This window comes from Sphingobacterium lumbrici (assembly GCF_006476045.1).
In the GTDB taxonomy this organism is placed as follows: Bacteria; Bacteroidota; Bacteroidia; order Sphingobacteriales; family Sphingobacteriaceae; genus Sphingobacterium; species Sphingobacterium lumbrici.
The window spans coordinates 93,249-109,482 of record NZ_SRZY01000027.1 but is presented as its reverse complement, the minus strand read 5'-3'; the positions used below and the strand labels follow the sequence as shown (position 1 = coordinate 109,482).

Sequence of the window (16,234 nt, the reverse complement as noted above, 5' to 3'; positions counted from 1 at the left end):
CTCCAAAAAATGAATATACTAAAATTTATAACAGCAGGATCGGTTGATGATGGTAAAAGCACATTGATAGGCCGCTTGCTGTACGATACAAACTCAATTTTAGACGATCAATTAGAGGCTATCCAAAAAGCCAATCGAAAGAATAACGATGGAACAGTAGATTTAGCTATACTAACAGACGGTCTAAAAGCAGAACGTGAACAAGGAATTACAATTGATGTAGCGTATAAGTACTTTCAGACAGAAAAGCGTAAATTCATCATAGCAGATGCCCCCGGACATATACAATATACGCGTAATATGGTGACAGGTGCTTCCAATTCGGATTTGATTATCATATTAGTTGATGCGCGCAAAGGGGTGATCGAACAAACCAAACGTCATTCGTTCTTATCTAAATTGCTGTCCCTTAAAAAGGTATTGGTATGTATCAATAAGATGGACATGGTGGATTTTGAGCAAGCTGTATATGAAAATATCAAAGCTGATTATTTGAAACTGGCTGAAAATCTAAATCTAGAAGATGTCGATTTTATCCCTGTATCAGCTTTAAAAGGCGATAATATTGTTACTGCTTCAGATAGGATGCCTTGGTATGAGGGCACCTCTCTTTTAGAATATCTTGAAAACATAGAATTTCAGGAAGATAAATCGCAGGCATGGCGTTTTCCGGTACAATGGGTTATACGTCCGCAAACAGACGATTTACACGACTATAGGGGATATGCAGGCCGTGTGTTAGGAGAGGGGCTAAAAGTAGGAGAAGAGGCATTGGTACTGCCCAGCGGCGTACGTACTACCGTCAAAGCAATCGAATTTAACCAGGAACACATCGATTCAGCCGAAAGCGGAAAATCTGTTATTATTCATTTGGCAGATGATGTCGATATTTCGCGTGGCGATTTTATTGTGAACGCAGCACACCCGGCATTGGCTGAGCGTAATTTTGAAGCAAATATTTCGTGGTTTGACAACAAGCCTCTGGATACGAATCAGGTATATTTACTGCAAAATCATACACATATCACAAAAATTAAAATTCAAGAAGTATTGTTTAAATACGATGTCAATACCCAAGAGCAATTGTTTGATTCGGAAATTAAGTTAAATGATATTGGTAAGGTTTTCGTAAAAGCCGCTAACGAAGTGGTGTTTGATTTACATAAAGATCATGCTGAAAATTCACGGGCCATTATCATTGATCCACGTACGAACATTACTGTAGGCGCATTAATGATAGAGGATGTAGCGTAAAAGGCTTATCTAATAAAACACAAAAAAGAGATTCTATTTACAGAATCTCTTTTTTGTGTTTATGGAGATTGGATTCAAAATATGTTATTTAACATAATATAAATTATAGGACTAATTTAGGGGTGCTAAAATGAGCGTTCTGCATGTTAAATACACCGCTAACATTGATTAGTGTTGCAATATGGATTTTTTATATAAGAGAAATGTAAAATCCTATTTAACATAACTATTTTATTACAGTCTAATCAACTATGGCATTAAAATGGATTTGAATGACGAAAATAGCCCGTTTATTTAAACAGGCAGAAGTATTTGACGACAAACTACTCATCTAGTTTATCTGTTGTTGGTATATTTCCTATGGAGGTCAAGAACCAGTATAGGAGATATTATTTCAATTTTCCTTACTTTTGATTTTAATCCAATGCGAAATGTCATCCAAAGCAGATAACGCCATTAAAACGACATACTTTAGTATCCTGGTGAATCTACTCTTAGCTATTGTAAAATGGCTTGCAGGGTTTTTTGGAAATTCTTTCGCCCTGATTGCTGACGCCATAGAATCAACTGCAGATATTTTTTCATCCATACTTGTCTTATTGGGTATCAAATATTCTAAACGTCCTCCGGACGAGACTCACCCCTATGGACATGGTCGGATTGAACCCCTGATTACATTCATGGTGGTCATCTTTCTCGTGATTTCGGCTACAGTTATCGCATACCAAAGTATAATCAATTTACGAACCCCACACGAACCACCAAAAGCTTGGACCTTGATTGTTTTGGGGGTTATTATTATATGGAAAGAAATAACATACCAGATTATTGCACGCAAGGGGAAAGAATTAAATAGTTCAACGTTAAAGGCAGAAGCCTGGCATCATCGTGCAGATGCCATTACTTCCGTGGCAGCTTTTATTGGCATTTCTATTGCCCTATGGCTTGGAGCTGGATATGAGTATGCCGATGATTGGGCTGCCCTGCTTGCTTCCGTACTAATTTTATACAACTGTTATAAAATATTTAGACCCGCCTTAGGCGAAATAATGGATGAAAATCTCCACATTAATATCGTCAATGACGTTAGGGAAAAATCGCTTAACGTAGCTGGTGTAATGGCGACAGATAAATGTTTCGTGCGGAAAATCGGTATGGAATACCTGGTAGATTTGCAGGCAGTCGTTTCACCAGATATTAGTGTAAAGGAAGGTCATGATATTGCACATGCCTTAAAAGATTACTTAATACAAAATATCCCAGATATCGGTAATGTATTTGTTCATATCGAACCCTTTAGCGATATAAAATCAATTAAACCCCTTTGAAAATAATTAGTCACTCCTCCTTCTTGTTTTAAGCATTTCACGGGCTGCCAACCACTGAAAAATTGAATCCTGCTTTTTTGATATGTTTTGGATTTATACCTTTGTACACGTTAGAAGTTAAATAACAATATAAAAAATAAGTATATGCGCATACTTGCCGAACTCCCTCACCCGGATTGCAAAATCTCAATCTTTGGAATGAATCAAAAATTTATAATCAAATTCGAACAAGGTATTCTCGAACAATCGTATAAATTAGCAGAAACAGATGTGATCGGAGGCGTAAATGGAGTGTTTGAATTTTTGGACGAAACTTTTATAAATCAGGTTTTGGAGAATTTTGTCGCTATGCGCCAGCATTTCATTGACGCATACAAAAGATATGAATAAATAATTTAATAAATCTTTATAAATTATTCACATTCAATTACTTATTTAAATAAAACAGGTGTATCCAAATTTAATTTGGTCACACCTGTTTCTGTGGAGATATTATGTACGGGTAAATATATATTGATTGTTTATATAAAAACAGTATATTTCTAATTATTAGATGTTTAAATTATTAGACAGAATTATATTTGGTCATCAAAACATTTAATATATCATTATACTATTACTGTTTATAACAATCTTAATTAGGATTGGGAATAAAGTTTATGAACGCACTAAATTTTTCTTTATAAATATCAGCGTTAAGCTTAAAGTAATAAGCCCCCTTTTTCGAATTCAACTTATCTTTTTCATTTGTTTTGATTAGTAGCTTCGTTGAAATAAGCTTCCTGTTAAAGTTACGTTTGTCTAAAATAATATCGTATACGCCTTCGTATAAAGACATTATTTGGGGGATTGTAAATTTATCGGGTAATAGCTCGAATAATATCGGATGTAGAGCTGCTTTATATTTAAGACGATTGCGCGCCGCAGCAACCATATCATTGTGATCAAGGATTAAGTCAGGGATTTCCTTTAAAGAAAACCAAGCGGCTCTATAATCATTGATGATCTGGTGTTTATATTTCTGGATATCAATTAATGCAAAATAGCAAATACTGATGGTTTTACCATAGGGATCACGATTAGGATTACCAAAGACGTCCATCTGTTCCATATATACGCCTTTGAGTCCGGTCAATTTTTTCAGGACCCGATTTGCTGCTTCATCAGGACTTTCCGTCTCTTCGACAAAGCCGCCCATTAAGCTCCATTGATCTTTAAGGGGCTCAAATCCCCTATGAATCAGTAATAATTTAACATCTTCCCCATCAAAGCCAAAAATAATACAATCGACAGCGACAAAGGACTTACAAGTTGTAGGATACATAATTTAAATATATGGCGACGGCTATTAACAACAAATACGTTCAAAAAAAAATAGAGCTAACAATAGTTAACTCTACAATCACTAAATTATAATAATTTAATTACTTCACAAAATATCTCGATTGAATTACTTTACAAAGTACCGATGTTCGATAACGGTTACATCCTCTTTTTCCGTTACTTTTTCAATTGCATTCTTCACTGTACAATGTCCGGTGACTCCTCTATAGACTAAAGCGCTACCCAATGTAATTCCGGAAATTGCGGAGATTGGATTTCTAAATAGTTGTTTTACCCCAATTCCTAATATCAGTCCGCCGGATATTACCGATAAGACACGTTCGGAAACTCCGACATTTCCATCTCTACAATTATCCTCTACTTTTCGTTTTATTTTGTCAAAAGCGAAATTTAATATACCATTCATGATCTACACTCCTTTTTAAGTAAAACAGCAAGAAAATCATTATGTTTGAAAATGATTACATTTCTACAAAAAAAGTCTACAGGCTAGCTTTTGATGTTTTGAAAAACCTATTTTAATTTGAGTACATATTTCACCCCACCTAAAATATGCTTTTGAAATAATTCGGAATCAAAGGATTCTTCCGTATGGCCTAATCCTGTATAAAATGATCTTCCTCCGTCATATTCTTGAAACCATGATATGGGATGAAATTTCCCCATTTTCCCACCTTTATAACTTGCTTCATCTAAGGCCATCAAAATATGCAAACCTTCTTTCACATTTTTGAAATCATACCATTCATCTTTATGAAACCATACTTTTTGCAAATGCTTTGTGGATAGATGTTTTCGATTTAAAACATCGATTTTAGCCTCTTGTACAGCGGGGTGGCTCGCAAAATAACCGCCAACCAATCCTCCATACCAAGGCCAATTATACTCTGTATCCGATGCGGCATGAATTCCGACAAAACCTTTGCCCGAACGAATAAAGTTTTGAATGTCTTCCTTTTGTTGACTATTAAAAAGATCTCCTGTAGTACTTAAAAATAAAATAGCATCGTAATTAGCTAAGTTTTTTGCATTGAAAACATTTTCATCTTCGCTATGAAAAGTTCTAATCTGCTGGTCATTTAACAATTTTTCCACAGTCTGCACACCCTTTTCGATGCTTTGGTGTCTAAATCCCGTAGTCTTTGAAAAGATCAACACATTCTTATCCTTTTGAGCATACGCATCAGTAAGGAGAAAACAACTAAATAATGTATAAATCAAGTATATTCTTCTCATATTTTATTTTATTTTAGAAAGGTAATAATCTAATGCTTCCACAATATCAGCCTTATCTGCATAAATATTGTATTCAGCATTGCCAATTGTTTTTAATAACGCAAATCCTATTTTGTTATCTTCATTCTTCTTGTCATTTTGCATTAGTTCGATAAATTTATCATATTGATCTGGCCTATAAATGTAAGGTTTATATCTACTTAAAAATAACGTTGCCAGATCTTCCAGTTCCTCTTCTGACAAACCGTTTAGTTTATACGATAAAAATCCCTCACAGATCATACCAATAGCAATTGCTTCTCCATGTAACAGCGGATTGCTATCATGATATAACGAGTAACCTTCGATGGCATGCCCTATTGTATGTCCGAAATTTAATATTTTACGAAGCCCTTTTTCAGTGGGATCTTTAAGGACAACATTGTTCTTAATTTCTACAGAGCGCTTTATCAGCGATATATCAATATGATTTAAATTTACATCCTTACATTTGTCATAAAGATTTTTGTCCTGAATTAAACCATGCTTGATTACCTCTGCAAATCCTGAACGTATTTGTCGTTCATCCAATGTTTCCAAAAACTTAGCACTGATAAATACAGCTTGAGGTTGCGTAAATGTACCAATGATATTTTTTACATTATCCAGATCAATACCTGTCTTACCACCTACAGAAGCATCGACCTGAGACAAGAGTGTCGTCGGAATTTGAATGAAATCAATTCCCCGTTTAAATGTTGAAGCTGCAAATCCACCCATATCCGTTACCACACCGCCTCCTAAGTTAATCATCAATGCTTTGCGTTCCGCTCCAAAATCTAACATAGTTTTCCATACACCAATACAAAAATCTATGTTTTTATTTTCCTCTCCCGGATCAATCTCAATAATGTCGTAATCCGTAATAGAAGGTATTGCAGCCTGTAAAACAGGTAAACAATGGTCATTCGTATTGCGATCTACTAAGATTAATATCTGAGAATATTGACGTTGGAAAATAAACTCTTCTAAAGAAGAAAGATCCTCTTCAAAAAAAACCGTATAACCTAAACTTTCTAAAGTTTGCATAAATTGAAATTGAGCAATAAAGATATAATTTTTTAAACGATTTCAACTTGCATACCTTCGAATTCGACCACATCCCCTCGACGAACTTTAAGTCTTTTTCGAAAATCAATTTCCCCATTATACATTACGAGCCCTTCTTCCACCATCCGTTGAGCCATTCCTCCGTGTTCTACCCAATTGAGCGCCTTTAATAATTGAATCAGCGGAATAAATTCCCCTTCTAGTGTAAACGTTTGCATACACAAAAATACACTTATATCATATAAAAAATGATTTTTTAAAAAATATTAAGATGATAAATCCATACTTTTGTAAAATAATTTATACTCATAATGATAGCGCAAGAAAACAAGGCGAAACTGAATTTTGATAATACCGAAATTGCTTTTAAAAATAAGAGTGATAGAGATTTGGAAAGAGCATATTGGCTTTTTAAAATGGTAGCCAGCAGTACGCTTATAAAAGTAGGAACCCCAATAACAAACTTTTCTTTACGTATCGGTCTTCCTATTCAGGGAATTATCCGAAATACAATTTATAAACAATTTTGTGGAGGCGAAACTATTCGTGGTTGTTCTGATGCAATCCAAGAATTAGGAAAAGGAAACGTAACGACAATTTTGGATTATTCTGTTGAGGGCGAAGAATCAGAAGAAAATTTTGATGCCACCTGCCAAGAAATTTTATCAACAGTAGAATATGCTAAACAAAATCCATTGATTTCATTTTGTGTGTTTAAACCCACGGGCGTAGGGAGATTCGATTTATTAGCAAAAATAGACGCTAAACAAACACTAAATGTAGAAGAAACGGCTGAATATAGACGTTTACTAGATAGATGCGATCGAATATGTAAAGCATGTTACGATGCCGGGATTCGCGTATTGATAGATGCCGAGCATTCGTGGATACAAGATACTATCGATGATATCGCTCGCGATATGATGGAGAAATATAATAAACAGAATGTCATCGTGTACAATACTTATCAGTTGTATAGACATGATAAACTTGCATCTCTTAAAGCCGATTTTGCATACGCTGAGGTACAGAATTTTTATATTGGGGCCAAAATAGTACGAGGTGCTTATATGGAAATTGAAAGAGAACGCGCCGCAGAAAACGGGTATTCTTCTCCTATTCAGCCTACAAAAGAAGCAAGTGATATGGATTACAACCAAGCGATCTTATTCTGCCTTGACCATATTGATCGTATAGGATTAATGGCCGGCACACATAACGATGCTAGCTGTTTGCTATTAGCCGAAGAAATGGATAAGCGTCATATTCCGCATGATCATCCAAATGTTTTTTTTGCCCAATTGCTGGGAATGTCTGACAATCTGTCTTTTAATTTAGGCGCAGCAAATTATAATGTTGCAAAATACATGCCTTATGGCCCTGTGAAATCCGTAATGCCTTATTTATTTAGAAGAGCACAGGAAAATTCATCTGCCCAAGGTCAAACTGGTAGAGAACTTGGCTTGATTATAAAAGAAAAGAAACGCCGTAGTGCAACGAAATAATTTATACATACTTGAAGTCCCGTTTTCGGGACTCTTTTTATTATTATACACATGATGACAGAATCGGATTTCGTTAAATACAATACCCTAAAAAGAATCGTTGAACCCTATGACGCACTCTTATTTGATGTAGATGGCACATTAGCGGATAATATGGATGCGCATAAGGCTTCCTATGTCGCTGCGGCTCTTGAATACGGTATTATTCTTAATCCCGATTTGATTGACGAAACGGCCGGATGGACTACCGTTGCTGTGGCAAAAGAAATATCAATCCGATATGGTGTAGATTTTGACTTTGCTCAGTTTGCCAAAAGAAAGTCAGCCATTTTTATTGCACAATACGTTTCAAAAACTAAACCTATTGAGTTTGTTCGTCAAATATTATTAGACTTTGAACATACAAAAAAAATTGGGATAGTATCCGGAGGAACACGTAGTACATTAACGATTACATTAGACGTAATTGATGTAGCTGGTCGATATGAAACTTTAGTCTGTGCGGGTGATACAACTTTGGGCAAACCCTCTCATGAGCCGTTTACCTTAACAGCGCAAAATCTAGGGGTAGCGCCAGAAAAATGTGTCGTATTGGAAGATGGTGATCCCGGTGTACAGGGCGCTATCGCAGCAGGAATGAGTTGGGTTCGGATTGATCAAATTTAAAAAGTTGTCATTAGTCGGATTCCACCATTGGTATAGTCCATATCCGCACGACGGTATTCTCCAACCGGAATTTTAAAATATGGTTCTACAGAAATACCAAATTTGTTGCCGATAGTTACTTTCTTACCGACAGATATAGTCACGAAACCATTAAAACCGTTGGAATTCACATTTGTCTCCGCAGATTTGACGGTACGTGTCACCGTTTTGGTGCTGTTTGAAACTTGTTCTCGATTCTCTGGATAACCGTTAACAAATGTCTCGTTATTAATATTTTCTACATAATGCGCACTACGCTCTTGGTTTAAGATAGCAGAATAAGAAACACCTGCAACTGCATATAAAGATGTATTAAAATTGTATTTTAATTCCAGTGGAATATCCAAAGATTGTACTTTTCCGGTGACTGCATTCACATTGGGAAGAACCATGCTTCTTTGAAAGCTGGCTTCACTCGTTCCGGCAAATGAATTCTTCTCATGACTTACTGAAACAATTTCTGCACTACTTTCGGCAGTAGGATTTTTTAAAACTCCCATTTCATACGTATTATAAGAAGCTCCTGTACGAAGGCTTATCTTTTTATTTAAATTATAAGCGACTAGCATCCCCCCACCTACACTCATCTTATCCGCAGTAGAATTTGGAGAGACAAAGAACGCAATATCAAATCTTTCGTTGAGTCGCATGGACGATTGACTGGGTCTGTTTTCAACTTCTTTTAGACTTTGATTTATAGGTGTAGCCGATGAAGATAATACCATATTGTCTGTAGGTGCAGAACGAATCGAACGGAGTTGTTTATCATGATATGAAATCGACTTTACGGTTAAATACGTATTTGGAAGATGGCTATAATCAATGATGCTGATTTTATTTTCAAGTCCCTTTTCATACTGTTTAGCTATATAAGCCAGCTCCTTACTACCTTCAAAGCCATTAGGCTCCGACAGACTATATGTGTTGTCTTCACGAATTTCCGGGGTATTTTCCAAACTACCTAATACCTCTTGTGGCGTTGACGTCGGATTATTTGTATGAGGGGAGGTAAGATTATCACGCTCTTGCACTTCAACCGTATTGATGGTGTCTATTGTAACGGGGGTTTCATTTCTCAACCATAAAGCAATACCAGCACCCAGTATAATAAGTGCAGCAGCAGCACTTAACCGATAGTACACTCTTATTTTTGAAACCAAAATAGGTTGTTGGCTGCTTTGAAATTTCTCCCAAGCCCCTTCCTTGTAATCATAATCCCTTTGGGATCGTAAACGATTTACAATTTCATCTATTATATCTTTATTTTCTTTCATTCTACTATAGATTAAGAATGATGTATATTTTGTAATTCACTGACTTGATCCATGTATAATTTTCGTAATTTGCTTTTCGCGCGAGTCAAATAAGTCCGGGAAGTACTTTCAGGTACATCGAGTAGTTTTCCGATCTCTTCATGCGAATACCCCTCTATTTCATATAAATTAAAAATAGAACGTTGAATTTCGGGCAATTCGTAAAGCAGCTTAAGTATATCTTGTTCTTCGAGTTTCGTAGACACCATCACAGCATGATGGACCAGTTCTTTATCAGAAACATCATCTATAGATTCTATTTCTTTTTTAGCTCTCAACTTATCGATTGAGGTATTTACGGTAATTCGGGCTATCCAAGATTTAAATGTTTTCTCTAATATCTCCTCCTCTTCATGAAAACTAAAAGCATTCAACTTTCTGAACACCTTCACAAAAGACTCATTTACTATATCTTCCGCCTCCATATCTTCTTGTATATATCGGAGGGCTACAGCCATCAAATACCCATAGAACTTTTTATAAATAAAAGATTTGCTCCGTTCTGTATCTGACACAACGCACTCCTCCAAAGCCTTCTTTAAAGACAATGGTGTGTTTTTTTTAAAGTATTTTGGCAAAATCTTCACGCGGGTAGTATCCGTTCAATGATTTAAGTTAAGCAATTTATGCTCAATAGCCGAAATTATCACCATACAATCTATCATGTTTTTTCAGTAAACGAGTTTATTTCCCATTTTGCTACACACTTCTAATCCATTTTGTTACTATTTTAAGTGATAATAATCATCCTGTTTATCCCTCATTTTTTGTATTTTTAGGTAAATAAAACCTTGAGCTATGAAAAATATATTATTTTCAACAGACTTTTCTGACGGGGCCAATAATGCTTTTCTATATGCATTACAATTAGCTAATCAATTGGATACCAAATTGTATGTCTTATATTCCTATATTTCCCCGGTATTATCCGCTACACATGCTGGTCAACCCGAATTATTGGGACAGGTGTATGAACAAATCGAATTAACAAAATTTGACTATTATAAAAAACAAATTCCACAGCTACATGAGCTGGCACAAAAACATAATTTGGATCATTCAAAAATGATGTTTTTGTTTGAAGAAGGAACTGTAGTAGCTGCTGTAAAGAAATCTGTGCAGCAAGAAAATATTGCGCTAGTAGTGATGGGAACACATGGCACTAGCGGTTTTAAAAATGAATTTATTGGATCGAATACCGTCAATGTAATTCGTAATATTAAAGCCCCGGTATTGGCTATCCCTGCAAAAGCAGCCTATTCAGCGATACAGAAAGTTGCCTTTACTACCCTATTTAGAGAGAAAGATCAAGCTGCATTAAAGGAAATTCTTGATTTAGCCAAAGTTGTAGACGCTACTGTTTATTGTACAAATGTAATTACAGAGAACTCGGATCCCGCAGACGCTTTATTTTACGGAGAATCCTGGAGAAAATTGTTTCCCGATTGTAAATTAGAGTTTACATTTTTAAAAAATGAAGATACGGTAGAAAATACAATCAACAGATTTATTAAGGAAAGTAATATTGATCTGTTAGCCATTGTAAAACGGAATCGTAGTTTTTTCGACCGATTATTTTCATCTAGCTTAAGCAATAATCTAACTTTTCACGCTGAAATACCTATTTTAGTATTTCACGAAGAATAATGGACATGGATCATATCATTACAAAACTTGAAAAGACGAACACCATCAATAATATTGCGGCTAAGTTTACGCTTATCGTAGATGAGCATCAAATTGTTCACGGTGCATTATTCTTTATTCCCATAGAGAACAGGGATTATAAAGTAATGATACCGGCACCTTTTCACGAGGCTTTGATTGCCAATGCCCCACCGACTTACAAGAAGATCTTAACGCACAAAGAAGCATTATTACTTAAATAAAATGTAATTTACTAAAGATCAACTTATATATCAACGAAAATGAACAAACTATTAACAGCTTTATTTTTATCATCCTCTGTTGCGGTTATGTCTTGCGGTAATGGTCGTGAAGCACAAGGAAGCAATGCAGATATTACTTCTACCGATAGTATCTACTCTTCTGTCGAAAAAAACAAACCGAATACAAATTATCCACCTGCATTCGAAGGCCAAACACGTATTGCAGGGGTCAAAACTTCAACGGCTTTCGAAGGGAGAGTAATTGCCGAAGGGCTAAAATCACCATGGGGTATTGCTGTATTTCCTGACGGAAGATTCTTAGTGACAGAAAAAGAAGGTGTTATGCGTATCGTGTCACCTACAGGTGAAATTAGCGAAGGCATAACAGGTATACCTAAAGTAGCTGCTTCTGGACAGGGTGGTTTGTTGGGATTAACATTGGATCCACAATTTGAAAATAACCGAATGGTGTATTGGGTGTTTGCCCAATCGGTCGATGGTGGAAGTTTAACTGCGGTGGCCAAAGGTAAATTATCAACTGACGAGAAATCCATTGAAGGCGCAACCGTAATTTATCAAGCTGGCCCAGCTCATAAAGGAAACTTACATTTTGGAGGCCGTATTACGTTTGACAAAAACGGACATCTCTTCGTTAGTACAGGAGAACGATCGGACAAACAAACACGTCCGTTGGCACAAAGTCTAAAGGCGGGATTGGGTAAAATATTACGTATCACAACAGATGGTAAGGCAGTAGAAGGCAATCCGTTTATTGGACAAGCAGACGCTTTAGCTGAAATATATTCCTACGGACACCGTAATGTCCAAGGGCTAGCATTTCACCCGGAGACAGGAGATCTATGGGAGACTGAATTTGGTCCACGAGGAGGTGATGAACTAAACCGTGTAGAAGTAGGTAAAAACTACGGTTGGCCTACAATTACTTATGGATTGGAGTATAGTGGTACAGAAATTGGAACCCCTCCTATTCAACAGCAAGATGGATTAGAGCAACCTGTTTATTACTGGGATCCTGTTTTATCGCCCAGTGGAATTGCTTTTTACACAGGCTCTGCAATCCCTGAATGGAAAAATAACTTATTCATCACCGGTCTAAGCAGCACCCACATTGCCCGCATTGTAATAAAGGATAACAAAGTAGTTGGCGAAGAGCGGTTACTTGACCGTGAAGGTGAACGCTTTAGAGACATCATTCAGGGTAAAGATGAGGCATTATATAGCATTACAGACGCAGGTAAACTCTATCGCATCGGAAAGTAAATAAAATAATAATCTCTTTGGTTGGATTGTAAATACTATTTCCAGCATCGTAAATGCCGCTGGATTTTTTTGAGTAAATTTCGAACAACAACATGATTCTTATAAATCATGTTGTTGTTGTTGTTGAAGTTCCCACGCTACTACTAATTTTGCCATCATGTTATATCGTTCTAAACCTTCCGGTTGATTATTGTGTTGCAGATAGCCGGAATAAAAGATTGTTGCAACACGATCAATCCATCCCGAATAGCGTTTCCAGAATTCCCGTTCTTCCAACAAATCGGCTTTTACTAGCGGAGAAAGCTTATTCAAGTAGCTTTCGTATAATTCTCTATCTGTATACAAGGGCCTCAATAAATATTGAATAGCCTCATAGTAGGCCGAATAGCGATACCAAGCATGCTCGTGATCGATCAATTTGCGGAAAGCGATGAAATTACACTCGTCTTCAAATCCAATTCCCATTTGATGTGCTAATTCGTGGATAGTCGTAAAAGGGTAAGATTGAATCGGAATATTTTGATTGACCTGAACCTCCTGTGTAAATGGGTTAAAATAGCCCGTGACGGTAAAGTAACTCACCAATTCACTCGATAAAGGAGTCTTGCTGTGAACTTGTGTTTTAGATAGTATGGATATAAATACCATATCATTATGCATCAAATCTCTTAATTCCTTATTCGCTATTTCTTTCGATTTGGAGGATAGATCCAATCTCTCACGCAAATCGTTTGCCCGCAAAATATAGTTCTCCAACACTTGCAAATGATCTGCCCGAGAGATCTGTTCTACATTTAAGTGCATGTGCTGTGCCAAAGGTATCCGATAGTAGTTTGTACCCCAGCTTATATAAAAATACGTATAGAGAAAAAGAATGAATACCAAAAATTGTAAAATCCTGCGGTAAGCGATAGCATAATTTTTCTGAAACAACGATTTGACACAAAGGAATAATAATATTAAAACTGTGAGTATGCAACATCCATAAAAAATATCCCCAATGCTAAATGGCACCCAGGCAAACAGAATAACAGGCAAATAGGAAAAAGCAGGATAAAAAATCCGGGAATAATAAACCTCTACTCTGTGTGGATCTTGGTTAAATAAATATAAAAAAAACTGAAGCGACAATAGGATTCCAATTGTCCAATAATACCTACTATACGATCTCATTACCATATATTGACAACTACCATGTTACTTGGCGAAGTATTTATCCTTCATTTTCAAAATAGAGTTTATAATAATTCATACCTTTATCTTCATCATACCCTTGCTCAAGATATTCTCTTTTCCCATGCACATAGATATGAAAATTCTTATCCAGTTTGATGACGCTTTTATAAGAAGGCTGCATTTTTTTAACAGCAGGACTTGCGATATCAAAATTGGTTTGGAAAGGCATATCAAATTCATCGGCAAAAGATTGCTTATATTCATCAAACAAACTTGCGGCCTTAGGATTCGCGATCACTTCTTCTTCGAATTCTACTTTGTCAAACGTTTCTTTTGTTTTGAAATAGTTCATCGACCGATTGAGTAAATCAATTTTGTCGGCGGTTTCTAGTTCAAAGACTTCGTCTAATTTCTCGTTTACGAAATTCTTGTACACCTTCATTAAGTTGCCCGTTTGCTGATAATTGTCATTACGAGATTTTATTTTCAAGAACTCGTCCTTCCAATATACGGCTTCAGATTGATTCGTTTGGTCAACTACTAAGACTTTATACCCCTCTTCCGCCTCATCATTAATGATGACGACACCTTTATCTAATTTATTTATATTAATAGCCTCTTGTTCATAATTTAACTGAAAACCATCCTGTTGTGGATGTACTTTTAAGTATGTCTCTTTGTTTTCCGATTTGAATATACCGATGGCATCGCGTTCCTCACCCTCCATTTGTACATTTTTTAAAGAAACCACATATACCTCTCCCGATTTGATTTTGGGATGCTCAGATACCTCGTATAGATGTTTTGTGACCTGCTGCGAAAATTCATGAAAAAGAATCTCTTCTCGAAAATATTTATGTACAAAGTGATACAGTGCATTCAGTTGGAGTTCCTCATTAGGATGATAAAATCGGTACACCTCATTTGCCTTAGTAAAAGGTTTCATAAAATAGTGCATTAACAGATCGGTAAGGATCTCATCCTCAGCTAAATCTACTGGATTATCAGACAATATATAAAATTCATCATTGCTTTTATTTCCCACATGATGGATGGATAAGTTTTCAAATACGGCGTCTTGATGGAAAAACATGATTTAAAGTAAATATTAAAAAGTGAAAAATAAAAAAACCGTTTTTAAGATAGCACATTAAAAACTAAATATATCTATTGCTGCACGGAATGTTCCGACATGTGCGTTTACAATATCTTTAATATGAGGAGAATAGCCTCCTCCCATACTGATTTGAACAGGTGTTTTTCGGTCAAAGCATGTTTGTAGAATCATTTGGTCACGTTTTCTCACACCTCGGGCCGAAATTTTAAGTTTTCCCAATTTGTCTGTTTCCAAAATATCTACGCCAGCCTGATAAAATACGAAATCAGGATTTATTTTATCAAATAAATGATCTAAATGTTGTTTTAATATCGTCAAATAAGTTTTATCGGAGAGACCAACTTCCAATGGAATATCCAAATAAGAACGCTCCTTGACAAAAGGAAAGTTTTTGTCACAATGCATCGAAAATGTAAATATTGCAGAATGGTTCTGAAAAATATGAGCAGTACCGTTACCTTGGTGTACATCCAGATCTATAATTAGTATTCGATCAGCAAGATGCTTTCCATATAAGTATGAAGCAGCAACAGCCTGATCGTTTAATAAACAGAACCCTTCTCCAAAATCAAATCCGGCATGATGTGTTCCTCCTGCTGTATTAAATGATATGCCGAATTGTTGTGCATACATGGCCGACTGAATCGTTCCGTCCACAATATAGCGCTCTCGATCGACTAATTTCTGAGATAATGGAAAACCAATACGCCGAATCATCTTCGCATCCAATTGTAAGTGTAATAAGCTTTCGACATACAATTCATCATGCGCTAAACAAACCGTTTCTTTTGATGCGAGCTCCGGTTTAAAAAAGTTCTTAGACGTGATCAATCCCTCATATAATAATTGCTCCTCGATCAATTCATATTTTACCATAGGAAAGCGATGACCTTCAGGCAACGGGTGGATATATGCTTTATGATGGGCGATTTTTAACAAAGTTCTATTTTTATTCCCTGCGAAAATACAAAGAAGTAAATAATTCTTATCTTAGAAA

Annotated in this window: 18 protein-coding genes; 8 read left to right on the top strand and 10 right to left on the bottom strand. The window is 36.0% G+C overall.

All coding sequences use genetic code 11. The annotated features are described in order from the left end of the window. Positions 1-9: 9 nt before the first annotated feature. From E4F24_RS08260 to E4F24_RS08250, 3 genes are all read left to right on the top strand, one after another. The gene (locus E4F24_RS08260; RefSeq protein WP_140938220.1) at positions 10-1,254 is read left to right on the top strand and encodes a sulfate adenylyltransferase subunit 1; all 1,245 of its coding nucleotides are present in this window, start codon (positions 10-12) and stop codon (positions 1,252-1,254) included. A 431-nt stretch (positions 1,255-1,685) separates the two neighbouring features. Further along, positions 1,686-2,582 (top strand): cation diffusion facilitator family transporter, encoded by an 897-nt coding sequence (locus tag E4F24_RS08255; protein ID WP_140938219.1) that lies wholly within the window; start codon positions 1,686-1,688, stop codon positions 2,580-2,582. Between the two features lie 198 nt (positions 2,583-2,780). Then, positions 2,781-2,972, top strand: coding sequence for a hypothetical protein (locus tag E4F24_RS08250; RefSeq protein ID WP_394344457.1), 192 nt, complete (start codon positions 2,781-2,783; stop codon positions 2,970-2,972). 244 nt (positions 2,973-3,216) lie between these two features. Here E4F24_RS08250 and E4F24_RS08245 read toward each other — a convergent pair whose 3' ends face one another. From E4F24_RS08245 to E4F24_RS08225, 5 genes are all read right to left on the bottom strand, one after another. Then, on the bottom strand, positions 3,217-3,906 hold the full coding sequence (locus E4F24_RS08245) for an NUDIX hydrolase (protein WP_140938217.1): 690 nt from the start codon (positions 3,904-3,906) through the stop codon (positions 3,217-3,219). A 126-nt stretch (positions 3,907-4,032) separates the two neighbouring features. Then, positions 4,033-4,332, bottom strand: a complete 300-nt coding sequence (locus tag E4F24_RS08240) for a YgaP family membrane protein (RefSeq protein WP_140938216.1) — start codon at positions 4,330-4,332, stop codon at positions 4,033-4,035. A 107-nt stretch (positions 4,333-4,439) separates the two neighbouring features. Beyond that, complete coding sequence (locus tag E4F24_RS08235) at positions 4,440-5,162, bottom strand: ThuA domain-containing protein (RefSeq protein ID WP_140938215.1); 723 nt, start codon at positions 5,160-5,162, stop codon at positions 4,440-4,442. A gap of 3 nt (positions 5,163-5,165) precedes the next feature. Further along, entirely contained in the window at positions 5,166-6,230 is a 1,065-nt protein-coding gene (gene aroB / locus E4F24_RS08230) for a 3-dehydroquinate synthase (protein WP_140938214.1), read from the bottom strand. Between the two features lie 32 nt (positions 6,231-6,262). Next, positions 6,263-6,469, bottom strand: a complete 207-nt coding sequence (locus E4F24_RS08225; protein ID WP_140938213.1) for an RNA-binding S4 domain-containing protein — start codon at positions 6,467-6,469, stop codon at positions 6,263-6,265. Positions 6,470-6,562: 93 nt separating this feature from the next. On the opposite strand from E4F24_RS08225, the gene E4F24_RS08220 reads away from it, so the two are divergent. Both E4F24_RS08220 and E4F24_RS08215 read left to right on the top strand, forming a co-directional pair. Then, positions 6,563-7,756, top strand: coding sequence for a proline dehydrogenase family protein (locus tag E4F24_RS08220; RefSeq protein ID WP_140938212.1), 1,194 nt, complete (start codon positions 6,563-6,565; stop codon positions 7,754-7,756). Positions 7,757-7,807: 51 nt separating this feature from the next. Continuing rightward, positions 7,808-8,422 carry an HAD family hydrolase gene (locus E4F24_RS08215; protein WP_235891182.1) on the top strand — a complete coding sequence of 205 codons (615 nt, stop codon included), beginning with the start codon at positions 7,808-7,810 and terminating at the stop codon, positions 8,420-8,422. Here E4F24_RS08215 and E4F24_RS08210 read toward each other — a convergent pair. Together E4F24_RS08210 and E4F24_RS08205 are read right to left on the bottom strand one after the other, a co-directional pair. Then, positions 8,419-9,735 (bottom strand): outer membrane beta-barrel protein, encoded by a 1,317-nt coding sequence (locus tag E4F24_RS08210; protein ID WP_140938211.1) that lies wholly within the window; start codon positions 9,733-9,735, stop codon positions 8,419-8,421. The two genes, E4F24_RS08215 and E4F24_RS08210, sit on opposite strands and share 4 nt — an antisense overlap. 11 nt (positions 9,736-9,746) lie before the next feature. Beyond that, positions 9,747-10,322 carry an RNA polymerase sigma factor gene (locus tag E4F24_RS08205; RefSeq protein WP_235891181.1) on the bottom strand — a complete coding sequence of 192 codons (576 nt, stop codon included), beginning with the start codon at positions 10,320-10,322 and terminating at the stop codon, positions 9,747-9,749. A gap of 250 nt (positions 10,323-10,572) precedes the next feature. Here E4F24_RS08205 and E4F24_RS08200 point away from each other — a divergent pair, with 250 nt between their 5' ends. From E4F24_RS08200 to E4F24_RS08190, 3 genes are read left to right on the top strand one after another with little or no spacing between them, the layout of a single operon-like run. Beyond that, positions 10,573-11,421, top strand: coding sequence for a universal stress protein (locus E4F24_RS08200; RefSeq protein ID WP_140938209.1), 849 nt, complete (start codon positions 10,573-10,575; stop codon positions 11,419-11,421). 5 nt (positions 11,422-11,426) lie between these two features. Further along, on the top strand, positions 11,427-11,663 hold the full coding sequence (locus E4F24_RS08195) for a hypothetical protein (RefSeq protein WP_140938208.1): 237 nt from the start codon (positions 11,427-11,429) through the stop codon (positions 11,661-11,663). 39 nt (positions 11,664-11,702) lie between these two features. Then, a complete protein-coding gene (locus E4F24_RS08190) occupies positions 11,703-12,944 on the top strand; it encodes a PQQ-dependent sugar dehydrogenase (RefSeq protein ID WP_140938207.1) in 1,242 nt (413 codons plus the stop codon). A 99-nt stretch (positions 12,945-13,043) separates the two neighbouring features. Here E4F24_RS08190 and E4F24_RS08185 read toward each other — a convergent pair whose 3' ends face one another. From E4F24_RS08185 to E4F24_RS08175, 3 genes are read right to left on the bottom strand one after another with little or no spacing between them, the layout of a single operon-like run. Then, positions 13,044-14,117 (bottom strand): DUF3810 domain-containing protein, encoded by a 1,074-nt coding sequence (locus E4F24_RS08185; protein WP_181182414.1) that lies wholly within the window; start codon positions 14,115-14,117, stop codon positions 13,044-13,046. 40 nt (positions 14,118-14,157) lie between these two features. Continuing rightward, positions 14,158-15,213 (bottom strand): nucleoid-associated protein, encoded by a 1,056-nt coding sequence (locus tag E4F24_RS08180; RefSeq protein WP_140938205.1) that lies wholly within the window; start codon positions 15,211-15,213, stop codon positions 14,158-14,160. Positions 15,214-15,270: 57 nt separating this feature from the next. Next, on the bottom strand, positions 15,271-16,176 hold the full coding sequence (locus E4F24_RS08175; protein WP_181182413.1) for a histone deacetylase family protein: 906 nt from the start codon (positions 16,174-16,176) through the stop codon (positions 15,271-15,273). Between the last annotated feature and the right edge of the window lie 58 nt (positions 16,177-16,234).